Source organism: Paenibacillus sp. FSL R7-0345 (genome assembly GCF_038595055.1).
GTDB lineage: Bacteria > Bacillota > Bacilli > Paenibacillales > Paenibacillaceae > Paenibacillus_AQ.
Map to the genome: position 1 here is coordinate 22,501 of NZ_CP152002.1, position 17,389 is coordinate 39,889.

Here is a 17,389-nt window from a genome sequence, read left to right on the forward strand (position 1 = left end):
AGTAGGACGCCGCCAAGCACACGAAGTCATTGTTGAGCAATCGACAATGACTTTTTTTGTTGTTTTACTAGACAAAAGAAGCAAGGATAAAGAGAATATTTTGTAATGAAACGCTTTCAATTGAGTGACATTTTTGTTACCGACGATATGGTCTATCCAAGTATAATAGTAATGTGCAAATATTAAGCATTGCCCTTAATACGAATGAACTACTGATAAATTCTAACGTAGAATTTTCCTGTGTCTTTTGATGCATGGCGGTTGTAAGGAGGATTTAAGGTATGAAGTTGAACCGGCACTTATGGATATTATTCATTGTTTGTATATTGAGTGTTGCGATGATTGGTTGTAGCTCTAAAGAGCCTAACTGGGATAGCTTTGAAGGAGCTTTAAATGAAAAGAGTTTTCCTGTACCCAAGGAGGCAAGCTCTCCAGACCGGACGACTACAAATGTGGCTATGGACTATGTACGATACTCTTTATCCGGGCTTAGGGAGAAGGAGGGTCTGCCTGATCCATATCTGGAGGCAATAGAGGCCTGGGGCTGGAAGGAACAAAAGGGGGATGAGGATTCCGGTAATTCCCGGGTCTTTCAAAGGGAAGGTCTGATTGTACATCTAACTGTACATGACGGTTATTTTATAGTCATGATTCCCAAGGAAAAAAAGGTAGCCATTAAAGGGCTTAAGAGCAAATAGATAAACGCCGTCCATATTGGACGGCGTTTATTATCTTTTGACAGGTCAATGGCATTTAAGCATGCTCCACTCTGCCGGTGATGTGGTATGTATGGCTGTTTGGAATTACTGAGCATAATAGGAGGCATCTGCAGGGCTGAATTTAAGCATCCCGCTTTTATCGCTGCGGCGAAGCATTAACAGGGTGTATAGGCGGGGCAGAAGCAGCCAGAAATGGCAGACTGCCAGCGAAGCTGTAAAGGCAGCAGGTACCCATACAATAAAGAGCGCAGTAACCGAAAGTCCAATCCATAAGTTGTGCAGCTGTACCTTACGGAAGATATCATAGCTTATATACTGCTCGGGCATATATCCTAACCAGGGGAGGCGGAGGGAAATCTTCCAGCGTTTTGCGATTGGGTGGCCGGTAATAAGCAGGACCGAGCGTGAAATGACATACTGGATCCATAAGATAACAGGGGCAGCAATCAGCATATACAGAAAGCTCCACCAGGAGAGGAATACAGTCTCCAGTACCAGAAATACCAGAGGAAGCAGGTAATATATGCGCAGCTTTGTAATTGTCAGATTTATTTTTTTGATAAGCTTGTATTGATAGAATGTTGCTGCGCCTTTGGTGTTGGATTCCATAGCGAAATTTCAGGCCTCCTCGTAGATACTCATGTTAATAATATCGGATGAATCAGGCATTTTGTTAAATCTGGGCAGCTAATCACCGTTTGGTTTATCACAGAATATATATATTTTGGGCAGGGCAGGATAGGAAAAAACTATGAAAAGGTTTAAAATGATAGAAGGTGTAACATACTGTTCTTAAAAGAGTCAAGGTGGGATGGTAATGGAACAGCAAATCGAACATTCCTGCATTATTTGCGGGCAGCTGAAGCAGGAAGGGATTGTAATTGTCTCGCATTTTATATGTGAGGATTGCGAGAGCGAGATGGTGCGTACCGATGCTGAGGATATCAAGTACCGTTTTTTCATTGGCCGGATGAAAAAAATCGGACTGCAAAAGAACGCATAGACCGGACGGTATAGCTTACAACAACGGCGTAAAAAGAGCGGGCGGTGAAGTTGTGTCGCAGTGGCTGTATATCAGGCAAATCGTATAACGGCTTCCCCGTTCTGTATTGGTGCGGAGGAGCCGTTTTGTTGTGCAGCAGAGGGTTTTCTACGGTTTTATAGGCGTTTGGCCGCATTTGCGTTAAAATAGAGGTAACCCCCAGGGAAGGATATATAAACATGGACAAGTTACAGCCTGGCAGGGCGCCTATATATGAAATGCTGGAACAATATAGACTTAAGGGTAATATATCTTATCACGTGCCCGGCCACAAGAATGGCAACGCTTATAGCACCAGTGGAGGGGCAGGCTATCTTGGTGAAATGATGAGGTACGATGTTACTGAAATTACCGGGACTGATGATCTTCATCATCCTGAGGGTGTTATTCAGGAGGCGCAGGAGCTGGCAGCGGATTGCTTTGGGGCGGAGGAGAGCTTTTTGCTGGTTGGCGGCAGTACAGCCGGTAATCTGGCACTCATTCTGACCGTGTGTCCTGAACCGGGAATGACGCTGATTCTGCAGCGTAATGTCCACAAGTCGGTGGTACACGGGCTGATGCTGGCCGGTGTGAATGCTGTTTTTGTGGAGCCGCAGCTGGATGATGACAGCGGGCTTGCGGTGGCACCGGCGGCTGAGGCGGTTCAGGCTGCTCTCGCAGCCTACCCCGAAGCCGCCGCTGTGCTGGTGACCATGCCGAATTACTACGGCATGGGAACAGACCTGGCACCCCTCGCGCGCATCTGCCATGACCACAGCGTTCCGCTGCTGGTCGACGAGGCGCACGGGGCGCATTACGGGCAGCACCCGGCGCTGCCGGCCGGGGCGCTGGCCTGCGGCGCGGACGGCGTGGTGCAGTCCACGCACAAGATGCTGCCGGCACTGACCATGGGTGCCATGCTGCATGTACAGGGGCCGCGCCTTGACCGCACGCTGCTGCGGCAGCGGCTGGCCATGGTCCAGAGCTCCAGCCCATCGTATCCGCTGATGGCTTCGCTCGATCTGGCCCGGCGGCTGGTGCACACCGGGCGCGCCGGGGCCTTCACGGCAGGGCTTGCCGCCGTGGACGTGCTAAAGCGCGGCCTGGCGGAGCTGCCGCGCTTTAAGCTGCTGCAGCCTGCGGCGCAGCAGCAGACCCCCGGCGGCGCGGGCACAGCCGCCGGAGCAGGCACGCCGCCAGCCAGCGGGGCGGCGTACACGACCCAGGACCCCTTTAAGGCGGTCATTTATGACGCCGCCGGGGTCCTGGGGGGCTTCGAGCTGCAGCGCAGGCTCGAAGAGAAGGGCATCGTGCCGGAGATGAGCGACGACCGGCACGTAGTGCTGGCCTTCAGCCTCGGCTCGAAGGCTGAGGAGGCCGCCGCGCTGCTGGATGTGCTGCGCGGCATAGCTGCCGGGGCACCCGCGGCAGCCCCGCTTGGTCTTGAACAGGCAGAAGCGAAGCCAGCCCAACCCGGCGCTGACCTGGCAAAGGACAAGCCAGCCTTACCAGGTATTGATCTGGCAAAGGACAAGCCAGCCTTACCAGGTATTGATCTGACAGAAGCGAAGCCAGCCCAACCCGGCGCTGACCTGGCAGAAGCCTCACCCATTCATAATCAGGCTGAACCTCCTGTAGATGCCCGCTTCTATACAGCATCTGCTCAGCCGCCGGATATTTCCACGTGGAACATTTTCACGGGTCCGATTTTTTCACAGCCGGTAAGGTTTAGTCTAAAGCCTGTATCAGCAGCAGAAACCGAAAGTATACCTCTCGAATATAGTGTAGGGAGGACAGCGGCGGAGATGGTGATTCCTTATCCGCCTGGAATTCCGCTTTTGTATCCGGGAGAGGTAATAAATGAAGCAGTATACAGGAGGCTGGAGGTGCTCAGAGCGGGCGGAGCCAAGTTTCAGGCCTGCAGTGATCCGGCATTACAGTATATTGCGGTTTACAACAATCAGAAGGGCGGAGAAGTATAAGTGGGACGTGAAGGCTTTTTCATTACTTTGGAGGGAGGCGATGGAGCGGGGAAAACTACGGTACTGGGCAGAGTAGCGGCTTATCTGCAGAATCATTCCATGCCATATATCATTACGAGGGAGCCTGGGGGCATTGAGATTGCCGAAAAGATCCGCTCTATCATCCTCGATCCTGCCCATACAGCGATGGATTCGCGGACGGAAGCGCTGCTGTATGCGGCGGCAAGAAGCCAGCATTTGGCGGAGGTGGTCGAGCCCGCACTCCAGCAGGGACTTACTGTACTTTGTGACCGTTTTGTCGACAGCAGCCTCGTTTATCAGGGGTATGCCAGAGGACTTGGTATCGGAAATGTGCAGAGTATAAATGATTTTGCTACAGGCGGCTTGAAGCCGGACCTTACCTTTTATCTTGATGTAGATCCGGAAGTGGGATTAGCAAGAATTGCTGCCAACCAGGACCGTGAGGTTAACCGGCTTGATCTGGAGAATTTGGCCTTCCACCAGAAGGTTCGCGAGGGCTATCAGCAGGTGGTGCAGTCCGATCCGGAGCGTGTCGTTGTACTTGATGCGAACCGTCCGGTTCATCTGGTCGAGCAGGATATCGTCCGTACGCTGAAAGAGCGTATATTAAAGGATTTTTAAGATAAGTGTCAAATAGTACTGTATGTATACTGCTGCAAAAACAAGTTTTGACCAAACCTTTAGGAGGAATGCGAGATGAATCTAATCATTGCAATTATCCAGGATAAAGACAGCAACCGGCTGTCCAGCGAACTCGTCAAAGCCAATTTCCGCGCCACCAAGCTGGCCAGTACCGGCGGGTTTCTGCGGGCAGGAAATACAACATTCCTGATTGGGGTAGACGACTCCCAGGTAGATGCGGTACTCGGTGTAATCCGCAATAGCTGCAAGGTGCGCGAACAGCTCGTCACTCCGGTCACTCCAATGAGCGGAACAACGGATTCTTATCTGCCGCTACCAGTGGAAGTACAGGTGGGCGGGGCTACTGTGTTTGTCCTTCCGGTCGATCGTTTTGAGCATTATTGAGCATAATAAGGGCGGTAGATACCTTTGAAAATCAATCCGGGCTACAGGCCCCTGAAAAGTGAGATGCCAAATGCTGATGCAGAGCGCAGACCTGTTCAGCAGAAAAGCTTTAATGACGTGTTTCAGCAGCAGGGAGAGCAGAAGACTCTGGATGAGCTGAACCGCCAAATTAAGGATATTCAGCAGCAGGGTGACCGGCTGGCCAAATCCATGACGGTGCGTGAGCTCGCTATATATAAAAATATGATCAAGCGGTTTCTGGAAGAGACGGCGCGGCGCGGTGTCATTCTTAAAGAAACCAAAGGCTGGGACCGGCGGGGCCGGGGGAAACGCTACAAGCTGCTGGAAGAAATCGATGCGGCCCTGCTTAATCTTGCAGATGAACTGCTGGAAAGCGAGCAGGGCCGGGTTGATCTGCTTGGACGGGTCGGAGAGATCCGCGGAATGCTGATTAATCTGTCTTTTTAAAAGAAGTTGGAGGAATTTATGCCTTTTCATGATATATTAGGCCAGGACGATGCAAAGCGCCTGCTTCAAAACGCGCTCCGTAAGGATGCCGTCAGTCATGCCTACCTGTTCACCGGCTCTGCCGGCAGCGGGCAGATGAAGACGGCGCTGATGTTTGCCCAGGCCATATTTTGTACCAAGCTTAAGGACGATGCCTGCGGGGAATGCCTGGAGTGCCGCAAGGTGGAGCATGGAAACCATCCTGATCTTACGCTGCTGAAGCCTGACGGGGCAAGCATTAAGATCGATCAGATCCGTGAACTGCAGCGCGTGTTCTCTTACCGTTCAGAAGGAGTTAACCCGAAGGTTTATATTATAGAAGGAGCAGACAAAATGACGGTGCAAGCCGCCAACAGCCTGCTTAAATTTCTGGAAGAGCCTCCTGCACCGGCAGTGGGCATTCTAATTTCCGATAATAGCAGTTCCCTGCTGCCGACGATACAGTCCAGAACCCAGCGTATTCCGTTCAGCCCGCTGCATCCGGATATCATGCTTCAGGCTTTGGCCGATGAAGGAGTTCCGGTAGCGCTGGCAAGGTGTGCGGTTTCGCTCACTTCCGGACTTGATGGCTGCAGGGAACTTTTGGCACAGAATTGGTTTGCAGAAATGAGAAATCTAGTGTTACAATTAGCAAAGGAGTCTATGGGCAAAGGCAGCACTGCAGTGGCAACTGCCGGGCAGAAGCTGACCAAGACCGGGCTCGGGGAACATTTGGATACTCTGTTCAGCATGTTCCACCTTTGGTTTAAAGATATGCTCTACTTCCTGTACCGCAGACACGAAAGTATCGTTTTCATAGATCAGTTAGACTTTATTTCCAGACATGCCCGCGAGCGGAGCACTGAGCAGTGGGTTGCTTATATGGAATCCGCAGCGGAGAGTAAGCGCAAGCTCCGTTCCAATGCCAACAGTGCTCTCTGTCTGGAGCAGTTTCTAATCCGACTGGAAGGCTAAAGACTTAGTTATAATATAATCCTCCGGATCAACGCTTCAGCCTGGAAGTAAAGGTTTAACGGATGAGGAAGGACAAGCATAGATCACCAGGGAGCGGATTTGCTTAATGGGTTCCTTTTACCGGCAAACAAGGGGGTTAATTTTTGTACAGCGTAGTAGGCGTCCGCTTTAAAAAAGCGGGTAAAATATATTATTTCGATCCGCTGGATTTTCCGATTGAACGTGATCAATGCGTTATTGTGGAGACGGCACGCGGGGTTGAATACGGTAAGGTTGTCGTTGGCAAAAAAGAGGTGCAGGAAGCCGATGTTGTATTGCCTCTCAAAAAGGTCATGCGGATCGCCGGTGAAACCGACGCCCGTGTGGTGGAAGAGAACAAGGGTGCAGCAAAGGATGCTTTTAACACCTGTTTAAATAAAATCCGCGATCATGGCCTGAAAATGAAGCTGGTGGATGTAGAGTTCACATTTGACCGCAATAAGATTATTTTTTATTTTACTGCTGAAGGACGCGTCGACTTCCGTGAATTGGTTAAGGATCTGGCAAGTATCTTCCGGACCCGGATCGAGCTGCGGCAGATTGGTGTACGTGATGAAGCGAAAATGCTGGGCGGACTGGGGCCTTGCGGGCGGGTATTATGCTGCTCCTCCTGGCTGGGTGATTTTGAACCGGTATCGATTAAGATGGCCAAGGATCAGAATCTTTCGCTGAACCCGACGAAGATTTCCGGTTTATGTGGAAGGCTGATGTGCTGCCTGAAGTTTGAGCATGATAATTACGAAAGCACGAAGGAAGAAATGCCGGCAGTAGGCAAGCTTGTCGTAACCTCACTGGGAGAAGGCAAGGTAGTAGGAATTAATGCCGGAAGCCGTACGGTTCATGTACAGCTGTTCGAAGTGGGCAAAGTTAAGGAACTTCCAATGGATGATGTTGTCGTCAAGTAAACCATATAAGGTTACTTTCGGGGTGGAAACTTGGAGAAGATAAATATATTTGCACACATGCAGGAGATGGAAGCGCAGATGGAAACGATGCGCGCTTCTCTCGGAGATTGGAAACAGACGGTTAAGGAATTGATGGAAGCCAATCAAAGGCTCAGTCTGGAAAATGAACAGCTCCGCAAGATACTGAAAAGGGAAGCACCTTTGGATCCGGCCGTGGACACAGCTGAAGCAGAAGCACTACTGGCTGCTGCTGAAGGAGCAGAGGAGGTCGTCGGGGAAGGTTATGATAACCTGGCCCGGTTGTACCATGAAGGCTTTCACATCTGCAATGTCTATTTCGGGCATTTGCGCACAGAGGGTGACTGTCTGTTCTGTCTTTCTTTTCTTAATAAATGAGGATATCCAGCCGTAGGGGATTTACGCCTACGGTTTTTTTTGAATTTAGACACTTTAGGAGATAATGATGACAAATTCCTTTAATAAACAATCTGTTCCCTTGCATTCTTCGGAACGGATCGATGATCTACTGACTCACGACCTGCAGATTATTCAAAGTGATGAGGTATTCAGCTTTTCGATGGATGCTGTATTGCTGGCCAGGTTTGCGGGTATTCCGCCAAGGGGAAGAGTACTGGATCTGTGCACTGGTAACGGTGTTATTCCTATACTAATGACTACACGGACCAATGCTTCTATAGAAGGAATTGAAATTCAGCCCCGGCTGGCGGATATGGCCCGGCGCAGTGTAGCTATGAACGGCCTGCAGGAGCGGGTAACGATTCATGAAGGGGATTTACGTGAACTGCATAACATAGCCGGTTATGGTGTTTATGATGCTATAACGGTCAACCCGCCGTATATGCCGCTTAACGGAAGCGATCTCAAGCTAAATACGCATCAGGCGATGGCCCGGCATGAGATCGGCTGTACACTGGAGGAGGTCATTCAGGCCTGCGTCCGGCTGGTACGTACCGGCGGCAAAGTCAGCATGGTGCATAAACCGCAGCGGCTGGTGGACATCATCAGTTTAATGAGACAAAACAGACTGGAGCCCAAGCTGATCCGTTTTGTTCACCCGCGCGCCCATTTGGAGGCCAATATGGTATTAATTGAAGCGGCACGCGACGGCAAGCCTGAGGTGCGTTTACAACCGCCGCTCATCGTATATAATGATGACAATCAATATTGTCCGGAAATCATGGACATCTATTATGGAAACAAAAAGGATAACAGCCAATGACCATACAATGCCAGAGCAGTTTTCAAAAAAATTCGGAAGCCGGTACTGCTGCGCCTGAAGGAAGCGGATGCCTCTATCTGGTGGCTACACCAATCGGAAATTTGGAGGACATGACCTACCGTGCAGTACGTACGCTTCAGGAATGCGATATTATTGCCGCCGAGGATACGAGACAGACGCGCAAGCTGCTGAGTCATTTTGAAATAACACCCTCTATGCTGTTCAGTTATCATGAGCATAACAAGGCAGCCAGCGGCCCTGAATTAATACGCTATATAATAGAAGGTAAAAATCTGGCACTAGTCAGCGACGCCGGCCTGCCGGCCATATCCGACCCCGGTGCAGACCTGGTTGCACTTGCTGTCAGCCATGGAATTCCGGTCATTCCGATTCCGGGAGCTAACGCTGCGTTGTCAGCTTTAATTGCCTCCGGCCTGCCGACCGCAAGCTTTACCTTCATTGGATTCCTTCCGCGTGAGCGCAAAGATATCCGCACCGTATTAACCGGCCTGCGTACAGAGCAGAGTACTTTGCTCTTCTACGAATCCCCGCACCGGGTAGCCAAGACGCTGGCTCACCTGCAGGAGGCTTTCGGCAACCGCCGTGTCGTCCTGGCCCGCGAGCTGACCAAGCGCTATGAGGAATTTCTGCGCGGTACAATCGAGGAGTGCATCACCTGGCTGTCAGAGCATCCGCCGCTTGGCGAATATGTCATCGTGGTGGAGGGAGAAAGCAAAGAGGAAGCAGAACTAGCCGAATCCTTATGGTGGCGTGAGCTTAGTATAGAGCAGCATGTTGCCCACTACGAAACATCCGGCCTGACCCGTAAGGATGCCATGAAAAAAGCAGCCTCTGACCGCGGTCTGGCTAAACGGGATATTTATAATGCCTTGCTGGAGCAGGAGTGAGAGGGAGCAGAGCGTAAGAGTCCAGTTTAATGCTCTTCTATAATGAAGCTACAAAACTCCAAATATGCTGCTGTGATCAGATTAATTACAGAAATAATTGTATTTTGTACATCTATTCGGCACAAATAGTTCCTTTTATTAGATATAAATGTAATTTATACATTTATAATTAAGGGAATTACTCAATGGTGAGGTTTATTATGGATATAAGTGTATAAAATGCATTTAAAAATATTTACCATTCTATATGGGATAATTTAACTGTTTAGACTACAGCTATTCCACCACAGTAAGCGATTCCCGCAGGGAGAACGCGTGTCTCCTCATCCGTATCACGAGAGCGCCCTGCGCAGCCCTAATAGGCAAATTGCCTATCAGGGAGTCACTCGCATAACAAGGCCCTGAGGGCTTGCCCGAAAGAGGGCCGGGGCCCTTTGGGGCCCTCCCTGTCAGGGAGGGTTTGGGAGGGTAGGAAAAAAATTAACTTTTTTATTCTGGTTTAATCATCTTGGCTTAAAGTTTTAGATGAAGTCAAAATAAAGGGGGATAACGGGGGAAGCCCCCGCCAGGAAGCCCCCGTCATAAACGAAAAAAAATACCTCCCGCATTTACGGGAGGCCAAGGAGATATAAAAAGGTTAGAATTAACAATTGGATTAGTTCTTATTATAACCGATTTGATTTAATTTGTCACAGGGGTAGGGATAGCAGAAATGCATTCGTGACAAACAATTTTTCCTTTGAAGTAAGTAACGTTCTCAGCATTGCCGCAGAAAATGCACGCAGGCTCGTACTTTTTCAGCATGATCCGCTCACCGTCCACGTAAATTTCGAGCGCATCTTTTTCTCCAATGCCCAGAGTACGGCGCAATTCGATCGGAATAACAACCCGTCCAAGCTCGTCTACTTTTCTTACAATTCCTGTTGATTTCATCATTGCAATCTTGCTCCTCTCAAAGTTCCAAAGCGTCATTATTCGACATTGTTCACCGTTTTATGATATTTATAATACCAACCATTCCCAAAACAGTCAACCTTTTTTGAAACTAATTTTAGGGAATATTTTAAAGAAAACTTTTATAACCCCTGCGGTTATCCCGGTTTCACGGAAAAGTGCATAAAAATGGAGTGTCGATTTATGGACGGCTCAAATACCATAATTCGACAAACTATGACATAGTTCTTTATTATAGACGTAATACCAATGAATTACTAATAAAAATTAAGCTAAAGGAGCTGATTCCATGAAACAACTGTTGTCAGAGGAGAAGGTTTTTAAGGACCCGGTTCATAATTATGTCCACGTACAGGAAACCATTATCTGGCGGTTGATTAATACGAAGGAGTTTCAGCGTCTGCGGCGGATCCGCCAGCTCGGCACCTCCTACCTCACTTTCCATGGTGCAGAGCACAGCCGGTTCTCGCACTCGCTGGGGGTATATGAAATTACGCGGCGGATTATTTCGCAATTTGAACGGAGCGGTTATAAGGACTGGATGCCTGAAGAGAATCTGCTGACCCTATGTGCAGCTCTGCTGCATGATGTGGGGCATGGACCGTTCTCCCATTCCATAGAAGAAGCTTTTGAAATGAACCATGAGGACTGGACTTGCCGGATCATTCTGGAGGATACAGAGATTACCGCAATTCTGCGTGAGGTAGCTGAGGATTTTCCCGAGAAGGTCGCTTCTGTCATCTCCAAAACTTATGAGCACGAAATTGTAGTAAATCTGGTGTCGGGACCGCTTGATGCGGACCGGATGGATTATCTGCTCCGTGATGCCCACTATACCGGAGTTAACTACGGTACTATTGATATCGACCGGATCCTCAGAATGCTCCGCCCTTATAATGGCAGGGTTGTGGTCAAAGAATCAGGCATGCATGCTATAGAAGATTATCTGATGTCCCGGTACCAGATGTACTGGCAGGTTTATTTCCATCCGGTGACACGGAGCTCGGAAATTATTTTGCGGCAGATTTTCCGCAGGGCTAAGGAGCTTTTTGAGAGCGGGTACGCATTCGGGTTCATGATTGAGCCTTTAAAGGATTTGTTCAGGGGTGAGGTAACGGTCCAGCAGTATCTACTAATGGATGAAGCTATGATTCAGACGGTCTTTATGCAGTGGACACTGGAGCAGGATGAGCTGCTGAGCGACTTGTGCTGCCGGTTTATACACCGTAAACTGTATAAATATGTAGAGATCGAGAACCTGGACGCGGAGAGAATTGACGAAATCCGCCGCAGCTTTGCCGCAGCCGGGCTGAATGCAGAATACGACCTTGAAATTGATTTTCCGACAGATCTTCCCTATGATGTATTCCGTCCGGGAGATGCTTTCGACAGTAAACAGATTCTGCTGCTGGACCGCCATGACAGGCTGAAGGAAATCTCCGAGGTTTCCGATATTGTACGCTCTATCAGCGGAATTCACCGCGGCAGATACCACTTGTATTTCCCGCAGGACAAGCTGAATAAGGCACTTGCGCAGCTGCCAACGTCAGTGGCCGAGATTTTTGCAAAATAATACAAAAAAAGTTGGCATTCATCATAGAAATGAAGAAAGAAAGGAAGCTGCACTATGCGACTATTTGACACACATACCCATCTGGATGCTCCACAATTTGATGAAGACCGCGAGGAAGTGATCTCCCGGGCAAGGGAGGCCGGAGTAACAAAGATGATCAATATCGGTTTTAACCGGGAAACCATCCCCACAACCATGAAGCTGGCCGAGACCTATGATTATATTTATGCAGCTGTCGGCTGGCATCCGGTTGATGCTATTGACATGATGGAGGGGGATCTGGAATGGATCGCTTCGCTGTGCAGTCATCCGAAGGTGGTTGCCATCGGGGAAATCGGTCTGGATTATTACTGGGATACTTCTCCGAAAGAGGTACAGCATAAAGTACTCCGCAAGCAGATCGGGCTGGCCCGGGAGCTGAACATGCCAATCTGTATTCATAACCGTGATGCCCATGAGGACGTAGTAAGGATTTTGCGGGAAGAGAAGGCAAATGAAGTGGGCGGGGTTATGCACTCTTTCTCAGGCAGCTGGGAAACGGCAAAAATGTGTCTCGACCTGGACTTTCATCTGGGCTTCGGCGGGCCAATCACATTCAAGAACGCCAGGGTGCCCAAAGAGGTGCTGGCGAAGACGCCGCTGGACCGCCTGCTGATCGAAACAGACTCCCCCTATCTGACTCCACACCCCTTCAGAGGCAAGCGGAATGAGAGCAGTTATGTTAAATTAGTTGCAGAAGCAGCGGCGGAAATAAAAGGGATTGATTTACAGGAATTAGCGGAAATTACGTATGCGAACGCACTGGTACGATTTGGGATTGTCTGAAATCGGGAGGAAAACCGGTGAAAAAAGAAGTATAACCGATATATTAAATCATTTTAATCTTAAAATGGACGAATATTACAATATTTTAATCATTTTTTTGCGTAAACGTGGTTGAACCGTCCTTTACAACATGCATCAAAACAGGATATCATCTTTTCAGTGCAGTGAGCTGTTGTTACTGTGACAGTCACTGATTCATGGATCGTCTCGCTGAGTCTCCGTATGGAGAACGGGGGAACCAATATTGCACTGCCGCATGGGCGTACATAGAGTACAACACAAGATGTGCCGCAGACATTATTTGATTTCTTCACGTGGTCTTTGGGGTGAATTTGAGGGCAACCGCCGTGAGCGGGTGACCTGAGATAGGGCGTCTCTCTTATGCCCGAACCCGACAGCTAACCCCGTAAGCGCAAGTAAGAGAGGAAACCTCGTGCATAAACATTCCCGCGTATTCTAACACCCGGAGAAGCCACGAAAGAGTCCTCTATAGAACTCTTTTTGGCTTTTTTTGTTATGAATAATGCGGCTGTCCCCAGCATACTGTTATATAACAGGTTGTGGGAGTTCTTATGCCGGGCAGGCGATCCATGAGCAGGAAACGCTGAAGTTATGCGGGCGTATCCTGTTGCAATCTCAAACCTAGTTTCGTCAGATATGATTCAGTCAACTTTGATATACTATTTGGACGACGGGGCTATGTAAGGAGGATGGAGAGAATGGGCGTATTCCAACCAGAAGTATCCCATGATTCGCAATCATCCAGCAGGTCTTTCGCATTACGGTTAAAGCAGGTGAATCCTCGCGTACTTTCACTTGCAGGTGCGGTATCGATTGTTATCGCGCTGTTAATTCTGCTGTACGTACACGGCCAAGGCAATAAAGTAATTAACTTAGTAATAGACGGAGAAGTGCGTACGCTTGAAACGCGTGAATCGCTGCTCAGCGACGTGCTGGCTAAGGAACAGATTAGCCTTACAGCGCATGACCAAGTATCCATAGGCCTTAGCGATGAAATACAGGACGGCGACCGTGTTACGATTACCCGTGCGCAGAAGCTTACGCTTACTGCAGACGGCGCAACTAAGACGCTGTACACCACCGAGGAATCGCTCGGGGATGCCATATCCAAGCTGGGCTACAGTCTGGATGGCGACGACAAGATTTTCCCTTCGCTAGATACCGCAGTTACATCTGACATGAAAGTCAAGATTGTCCGTATTACCAAACAAACGGTACAGCAGACAGTAAGCTTGCCTTTCAAAGTCATCAAAACCGCAGATCCTTCCCTGTATAAGGGAGACGTAAGAGTTGCACAGGCAGGCAAGCCGGGCGCCATCATCCAGCATTACCAGAAGATCTATCAGGATGGTGAACTGGTCTCCAAGACCATGATCGGCAAGGAAGTGCAGACTGTGACCAAAGACAAGATTATTGCCGTTGGTACCAAGAAGCTTCCGACACCTGTTGTTGCTGCAGCAACAACCCCAACCCAAACCAAAACAACTACCTCCAGCTCTGCTAAAAAAGTAGCAGCAACAACGAACGTCGCGCATAAGGCAGGCGTAGACTTTGAGTACAAGAGAATGATCAAGAATGTTTCGATGACGGCTTACTCTTCAGAAGAGCCCGGTATTGGAACCAAGACGGCTTCTGGAACACGCGTAACTGAAGGCCGTACCATTGCTGTAGATCCGGATGTAATACCTATCGGCTGGTGGGTGTACATTGAGGGATTGGGATTCCGCCGTGCAGAGGATACAGGCGGTGCCATTAAAGGCAACAAGATCGATGTCTACTACGATTCACTAAGCCACGCCCGTAATTTCGGACGGAAGTCCCGGACGGTATACGTCATTGGACCAGTGAAGCCGGAGCTGAATTAAGGCCACGTCTTTTGCAAATTAGCGGTTTATAAGATATAGTGGGGATAGCACTTTATGAACGGGCTAGCTCATCACTTATACATTCTTTAGCCAAAAAGAAGAGGAGCGAATCCTCTTCTTTTTGTGTTGTAAGGGAAGGAGCATATATATATGATCAAGGAATTAATTGTAGTGGAAGGCAAAAGCGATACGGTTGCCGTTAAACGGGCGGTGGAGGCCGATACGATAGAGACGGGCGGTTCAGCAGTGGACCGCAAGGTAATTGCCAAGATTGCGCTGGCAATGGAACGCAGAGGGGTAATCATCCTTACCGATCCCGACCATGCCGGTGAACGGATACGCAAGATTGTCTCGTCCAAGGTGCCGGGCTGCAAGCATGCCTTTATTCCTGAGAAGGATGCAACCCGCAAAGGCGACATTGGCGTGGAAAATGCATCGCCGGAAGCGATCCGGCATGCGCTGGCCAATGTGCATACCTCTTTTGAGGGAGCGCCTGCGCTAATCGGGCTGGACGAGCTTATGGCCGCAGGAATGCTGGTGCATCCCAGAGCGGCTGAGCGGAGAATGGCGCTTGGCAATGCGCTTGGCATCGGCTACTGCAATGGCAAGCAGTTGTACAAGCGGTTGGCGGTGTTTGGGATTACCCGGGAGGAGTTTCAGGCAGCCCTCGCGCAAATTGAACAGGGAGGCATTACGATATGAGCGGACATGATCACATCTCGTCCCCGACACGGACGAAGGAAATTATCCAGCGGTACGGATTTTCGTTTAAAAAAAGCCTGGGGCAGAACTTTCTGATTGACCAGAACATACTCGATAAAATCGTCGAGGCGGCCGGACTGACCGCCTCCTCAGGAGCGCTTGAGATCGGACCGGGAATCGGGGCGCTAACGGAACGGCTTGCCCTGGAGGCAGGCGCTGTCACAGCGGTGGAAATTGACCGCAGGCTGATCCCGATCCTCCGTGATGTACTGGCGGACTATCCGCATGTTAAGGTACGCAATGATGATGTACTCAAGGTTAATCTGCAGGAGCTGTTTGCTGAGGATTTCGCCGCGGTTGACAAGGTAAGTGTTGTAGCTAACCTGCCTTATTATGTGACTACACCGATTCTCATGAAGCTGCTGGAAGAGAAGCTGCCGCTTGATAATATCGTTGTCATGATTCAGAAGGAGGTTGCTGAGCGTATGGCGGCCTCCCCGGGCGGCAAGGAGTACGGCAGCCTGAGCATAGCAGTCCAATACTACAGCGAGCCGGAGCTGGTCTGCATTGTGCCGCGCACAGTGTTTATCCCCCAGCCTAATGTTGAATCTGCGGTCATCCGCCTGAAGGTGCGTGAGCAGCCTCCGGTTGAGGTAGCTGATGAGAAGCATTTCTTTGAGGTGGTCCAGGCTGCCTTTACACAGCGCCGCAAGACTATCGCCAACAATTTGAAAGCCCGTTTTTTCCCTGGCGAAGGGCGTGAACGCCTGGAGGCGCTGCTTGCTGAAGCCGGCATTGAGCCTGTGCGCCGCGGGGAGACGCTGAGCATCGCTGAATATGCGCGGCTGAGCGCGGTATTGCTGGCTGCCGGAGTTAAATAGCAAGGTGAACGGATAAAGTCTCATAAACGAAAATAGGCCGGTTTATGAACCAACCGGGGCCTTTGCCCATACGATGAGGGTAGAGGTGGTGTTGTAATGAATTTAGGAGACTTGGTCGTTCGTAAATCATATGGCGGAGATGTGACTTTCCGGGTAGAAAATATAGTACAGAATGCAGCGGTCATCAAAGGCACAGATTTTCGTCTGCTAGCAGATTCCCCCTTGGAGGATCTGATTCAGGTGCCGCCTACTCGTATCACAGAACGCGGCCAGCAGGCTCAGATTAAAGCTACAGAGTCACTGAGCAAGCTGCGCAGGGACCGGCAGGAACAGAGCCAGCGCAGCGGGGAGACCGCTGCCGGTGCCGCTGCCTGGCCCCAGTCGCCGAAGGAGACAGCCTATTTTGAGGTGCCTGGGAAGGTGCTGCATCTGGACGGAGATCAGCTGTACCTGCGGAAAAGCCTGAATCTTTATGAACAGCTGCGGATTCCGGCTGAAGGGCATCATGTGCATGAATCCAAGATGGCTGAAACGCTTTACCGGCTGCTGCCGCGGGTCCGGCCGGATATTGTGGTTATCACCGGTCATGACGGCGTGCTCAAGCAATCGCATACTTATGATCTTTACAGTCTGAACAGCTACAAAAACTCGCAGAACTTTGTAGCGGCTATTCAGGCTGCCCGGGAGTATGAACGTAATTTTGATGCCCTGACGATTGTGGCGGGAGCATGCCAGTCCCACTTTGAGGCGCTGCTCGGCACAGGAGCCAACTTTGCCAGCTCTCCGGGGAGAATACTGATCCACGCGCTTGATCCGGTTTATATTGCGGCTAAGGCTGCTTTTACCTCGGTCCGTGAGACAGTGAACCTGGGAGATGTGCTGAATCATACTATTAGCGGCAGCAAGGGAATGGGCGGCATTGAGACGCGGGGCAGCTTCAGAATCGGCATGCCGCGGCTGCAGAATCTGTCTACGCTGAAGGTCACGCCTTCAGTCATGCAGCAGTGATTTGCAAAAAGGGAAGAATGATCGGAACCAGTACGGGGAAGGATAAGCCTGAGGCTATCCTTCTTCTTTTTTTATGTCCATAAAAGAAAGATTCCTCTTCAAGTCTAAAACTATTATTGCTTATAACAGTTAAATTATATCAGCACCTTATTCTCTCAAAAAAATTCCTTTGACAACTATTTTGGCATCATTTATAATTAATTATTTGTTTTGACAAAGTTTGTGAAAAGTTGTATAA

General features: G+C 49.7%; 19 protein-coding genes, 1 rRNA gene and 1 riboswitch (1 of these 21 cut by a window edge). Of the genes, 18 read left to right on the forward strand and 2 right to left on the reverse strand.

Going from position 1 to position 17,389, the window contains the following annotated elements; all coding sequences use genetic code 11:
* Positions 1-18, forward strand: a 5S ribosomal RNA gene (gene rrf, locus NST84_RS00075); it begins 99 nt to the left of the window's first position.
* Between the two features lie 434 nt (positions 19-452).
* Positions 453-698 (forward strand): hypothetical protein, encoded by a 246-nt coding sequence (locus NST84_RS00080; RefSeq protein WP_342563686.1) that lies wholly within the window; start codon positions 453-455, stop codon positions 696-698.
* 105 nt (positions 699-803) lie between these two features.
* Here NST84_RS00080 and NST84_RS00085 read toward each other — a convergent pair whose 3' ends face one another.
* A complete protein-coding gene (locus NST84_RS00085; RefSeq protein ID WP_342563687.1) occupies positions 804-1,328 on the reverse strand; it encodes a hypothetical protein in 525 nt (174 codons plus the stop codon).
* A gap of 208 nt (positions 1,329-1,536) precedes the next feature.
* Between NST84_RS00085 and NST84_RS00090 the strand changes: the two genes are divergently transcribed.
* The 10 genes from NST84_RS00090 (at position 1,537) to rsmI (ending at position 9,322) form a co-directional block, all read left to right on the forward strand.
* Positions 1,537-1,722, forward strand: a complete 186-nt coding sequence (locus NST84_RS00090; RefSeq protein WP_342563688.1) for a sigma factor G inhibitor Gin — start codon at positions 1,537-1,539, stop codon at positions 1,720-1,722.
* Positions 1,723-1,940: 218 nt separating this feature from the next.
* Positions 1,941-3,722 carry an aminotransferase class I/II-fold pyridoxal phosphate-dependent enzyme gene (locus tag NST84_RS00095; protein WP_342563689.1) on the forward strand — a complete coding sequence of 594 codons (1,782 nt, stop codon included), beginning with the start codon at positions 1,941-1,943 and terminating at the stop codon, positions 3,720-3,722.
* Positions 3,723-4,364, forward strand: a complete 642-nt coding sequence (gene tmk, locus NST84_RS00100) for a dTMP kinase (RefSeq protein ID WP_342563690.1) — start codon at positions 3,723-3,725, stop codon at positions 4,362-4,364. It begins immediately after the preceding gene.
* A gap of 75 nt (positions 4,365-4,439) precedes the next feature.
* A complete protein-coding gene (locus NST84_RS00105; protein WP_042171809.1) occupies positions 4,440-4,769 on the forward strand; it encodes a cyclic-di-AMP receptor in 330 nt (109 codons plus the stop codon).
* 24 nt (positions 4,770-4,793) lie between these two features.
* Positions 4,794-5,237 (forward strand): YaaR family protein, encoded by a 444-nt coding sequence (locus tag NST84_RS00110; RefSeq protein ID WP_342563691.1) that lies wholly within the window; start codon positions 4,794-4,796, stop codon positions 5,235-5,237.
* A gap of 18 nt (positions 5,238-5,255) precedes the next feature.
* On the forward strand, positions 5,256-6,230 hold the full coding sequence (gene holB / locus NST84_RS00115; RefSeq protein WP_342563692.1) for a DNA polymerase III subunit delta': 975 nt from the start codon (positions 5,256-5,258) through the stop codon (positions 6,228-6,230).
* Between the two features lie 143 nt (positions 6,231-6,373).
* Entirely contained in the window at positions 6,374-7,174 is an 801-nt protein-coding gene (locus tag NST84_RS00120) for a stage 0 sporulation family protein (RefSeq protein WP_039868836.1), read from the forward strand.
* A gap of 30 nt (positions 7,175-7,204) precedes the next feature.
* Positions 7,205-7,570: a DNA replication initiation control protein YabA gene (locus tag NST84_RS00125; protein WP_342563693.1), complete on the forward strand. Its 366-nt coding sequence runs from the start codon at positions 7,205-7,207 to the stop codon at positions 7,568-7,570.
* A gap of 67 nt (positions 7,571-7,637) precedes the next feature.
* Entirely contained in the window at positions 7,638-8,414 is a 777-nt protein-coding gene (locus tag NST84_RS00130; protein WP_342563694.1) for a tRNA1(Val) (adenine(37)-N6)-methyltransferase, read from the forward strand.
* Positions 8,411-9,322, forward strand: a complete 912-nt coding sequence (rsmI, locus tag NST84_RS00135) for a 16S rRNA (cytidine(1402)-2'-O)-methyltransferase (protein ID WP_342563695.1) — start codon at positions 8,411-8,413, stop codon at positions 9,320-9,322. The genes NST84_RS00130 and rsmI overlap by 4 nt, the downstream gene beginning before the upstream one ends.
* 681 nt (positions 9,323-10,003) lie before the next feature.
* Here rsmI and NST84_RS00140 read toward each other — a convergent pair.
* A complete protein-coding gene (locus tag NST84_RS00140) occupies positions 10,004-10,258 on the reverse strand; it encodes an AbrB/MazE/SpoVT family DNA-binding domain-containing protein (protein WP_019914502.1) in 255 nt (84 codons plus the stop codon).
* 307 nt (positions 10,259-10,565) lie between these two features.
* On the opposite strand from NST84_RS00140, the gene NST84_RS00145 reads away from it, so the two are divergent.
* The 6 genes from NST84_RS00145 (at position 10,566) to yabG (ending at position 17,151) form a co-directional block, all read left to right on the forward strand.
* Complete coding sequence (locus NST84_RS00145) at positions 10,566-11,849, forward strand: HD domain-containing protein (RefSeq protein WP_342563696.1); 1,284 nt, start codon at positions 10,566-10,568, stop codon at positions 11,847-11,849.
* Positions 11,850-11,903: 54 nt separating this feature from the next.
* The gene (locus tag NST84_RS00150; RefSeq protein ID WP_342563697.1) at positions 11,904-12,674 is read left to right on the forward strand and encodes a TatD family hydrolase; all 771 of its coding nucleotides are present in this window, start codon (positions 11,904-11,906) and stop codon (positions 12,672-12,674) included.
* A 198-nt stretch (positions 12,675-12,872) separates the two neighbouring features.
* A riboswitch (cyclic di-AMP (ydaO/yuaA leader) is annotated at positions 12,873-13,102 on the forward strand.
* Between the two features lie 291 nt (positions 13,103-13,393).
* A complete protein-coding gene (locus NST84_RS00155; protein ID WP_342563698.1) occupies positions 13,394-14,560 on the forward strand; it encodes a G5 domain-containing protein in 1,167 nt (388 codons plus the stop codon).
* A 150-nt stretch (positions 14,561-14,710) separates the two neighbouring features.
* Positions 14,711-15,262: a ribonuclease M5 gene (gene rnmV, locus NST84_RS00160; RefSeq protein ID WP_342563699.1), complete on the forward strand. Its 552-nt coding sequence runs from the start codon at positions 14,711-14,713 to the stop codon at positions 15,260-15,262.
* Positions 15,259-16,143: a 16S rRNA (adenine(1518)-N(6)/adenine(1519)-N(6))-dimethyltransferase RsmA gene (gene rsmA, locus NST84_RS00165; protein WP_342563700.1), complete on the forward strand. Its 885-nt coding sequence runs from the start codon at positions 15,259-15,261 to the stop codon at positions 16,141-16,143. The genes rnmV and rsmA overlap by 4 nt, the downstream gene beginning before the upstream one ends.
* A gap of 96 nt (positions 16,144-16,239) precedes the next feature.
* On the forward strand, positions 16,240-17,151 hold the full coding sequence (yabG, locus tag NST84_RS00170; RefSeq protein ID WP_342563701.1) for a sporulation peptidase YabG: 912 nt from the start codon (positions 16,240-16,242) through the stop codon (positions 17,149-17,151).
* Positions 17,152-17,389 lie beyond the last annotated feature (238 nt).

What these genes read in the sequence shown, in the direction of transcription:
- NST84_RS00090 (WP_342563688.1), top strand. Translation starts at nt 1,537, where the DNA reads ATGGAACAGCAAATCGAACATTCCTGCATTATTTGCGGGCAGCTGAAG.
- rsmA (WP_342563700.1), top strand. Translation starts at nt 15,259, where the DNA reads ATGAGCGGACATGATCACATCTCGTCCCCGACACGGACGAAGGAAATT.
- NST84_RS00140 (WP_019914502.1), bottom strand. Translation starts at nt 10,258, where the DNA reads ATGATGAAATCAACAGGAATTGTAAGAAAAGTAGACGAGCTTGGACGG.
- NST84_RS00130 (WP_342563694.1), top strand. Translation starts at nt 7,638, where the DNA reads ATGACAAATTCCTTTAATAAACAATCTGTTCCCTTGCATTCTTCGGAA.
- NST84_RS00095 (WP_342563689.1), top strand. Translation starts at nt 1,941, where the DNA reads ATGGACAAGTTACAGCCTGGCAGGGCGCCTATATATGAAATGCTGGAA.
- NST84_RS00085 (WP_342563687.1), bottom strand. Translation starts at nt 1,328, where the DNA reads ATGGAATCCAACACCAAAGGCGCAGCAACATTCTATCAATACAAGCTT.
- NST84_RS00150 (WP_342563697.1), top strand. Translation starts at nt 11,904, where the DNA reads ATGCGACTATTTGACACACATACCCATCTGGATGCTCCACAATTTGAT.
- NST84_RS00105 (WP_042171809.1), top strand. Translation starts at nt 4,440, where the DNA reads ATGAATCTAATCATTGCAATTATCCAGGATAAAGACAGCAACCGGCTG.
- rnmV (WP_342563699.1), top strand. Translation starts at nt 14,711, where the DNA reads ATGATCAAGGAATTAATTGTAGTGGAAGGCAAAAGCGATACGGTTGCC.
- rsmI (WP_342563695.1), top strand. Translation starts at nt 8,411, where the DNA reads ATGACCATACAATGCCAGAGCAGTTTTCAAAAAAATTCGGAAGCCGGT.
- NST84_RS00145 (WP_342563696.1), top strand. Translation starts at nt 10,566, where the DNA reads ATGAAACAACTGTTGTCAGAGGAGAAGGTTTTTAAGGACCCGGTTCAT.
- NST84_RS00155 (WP_342563698.1), top strand. Translation starts at nt 13,394, where the DNA reads ATGGGCGTATTCCAACCAGAAGTATCCCATGATTCGCAATCATCCAGC.
- holB (WP_342563692.1), top strand. Translation starts at nt 5,256, where the DNA reads ATGCCTTTTCATGATATATTAGGCCAGGACGATGCAAAGCGCCTGCTT.
- yabG (WP_342563701.1), top strand. Translation starts at nt 16,240, where the DNA reads ATGAATTTAGGAGACTTGGTCGTTCGTAAATCATATGGCGGAGATGTG.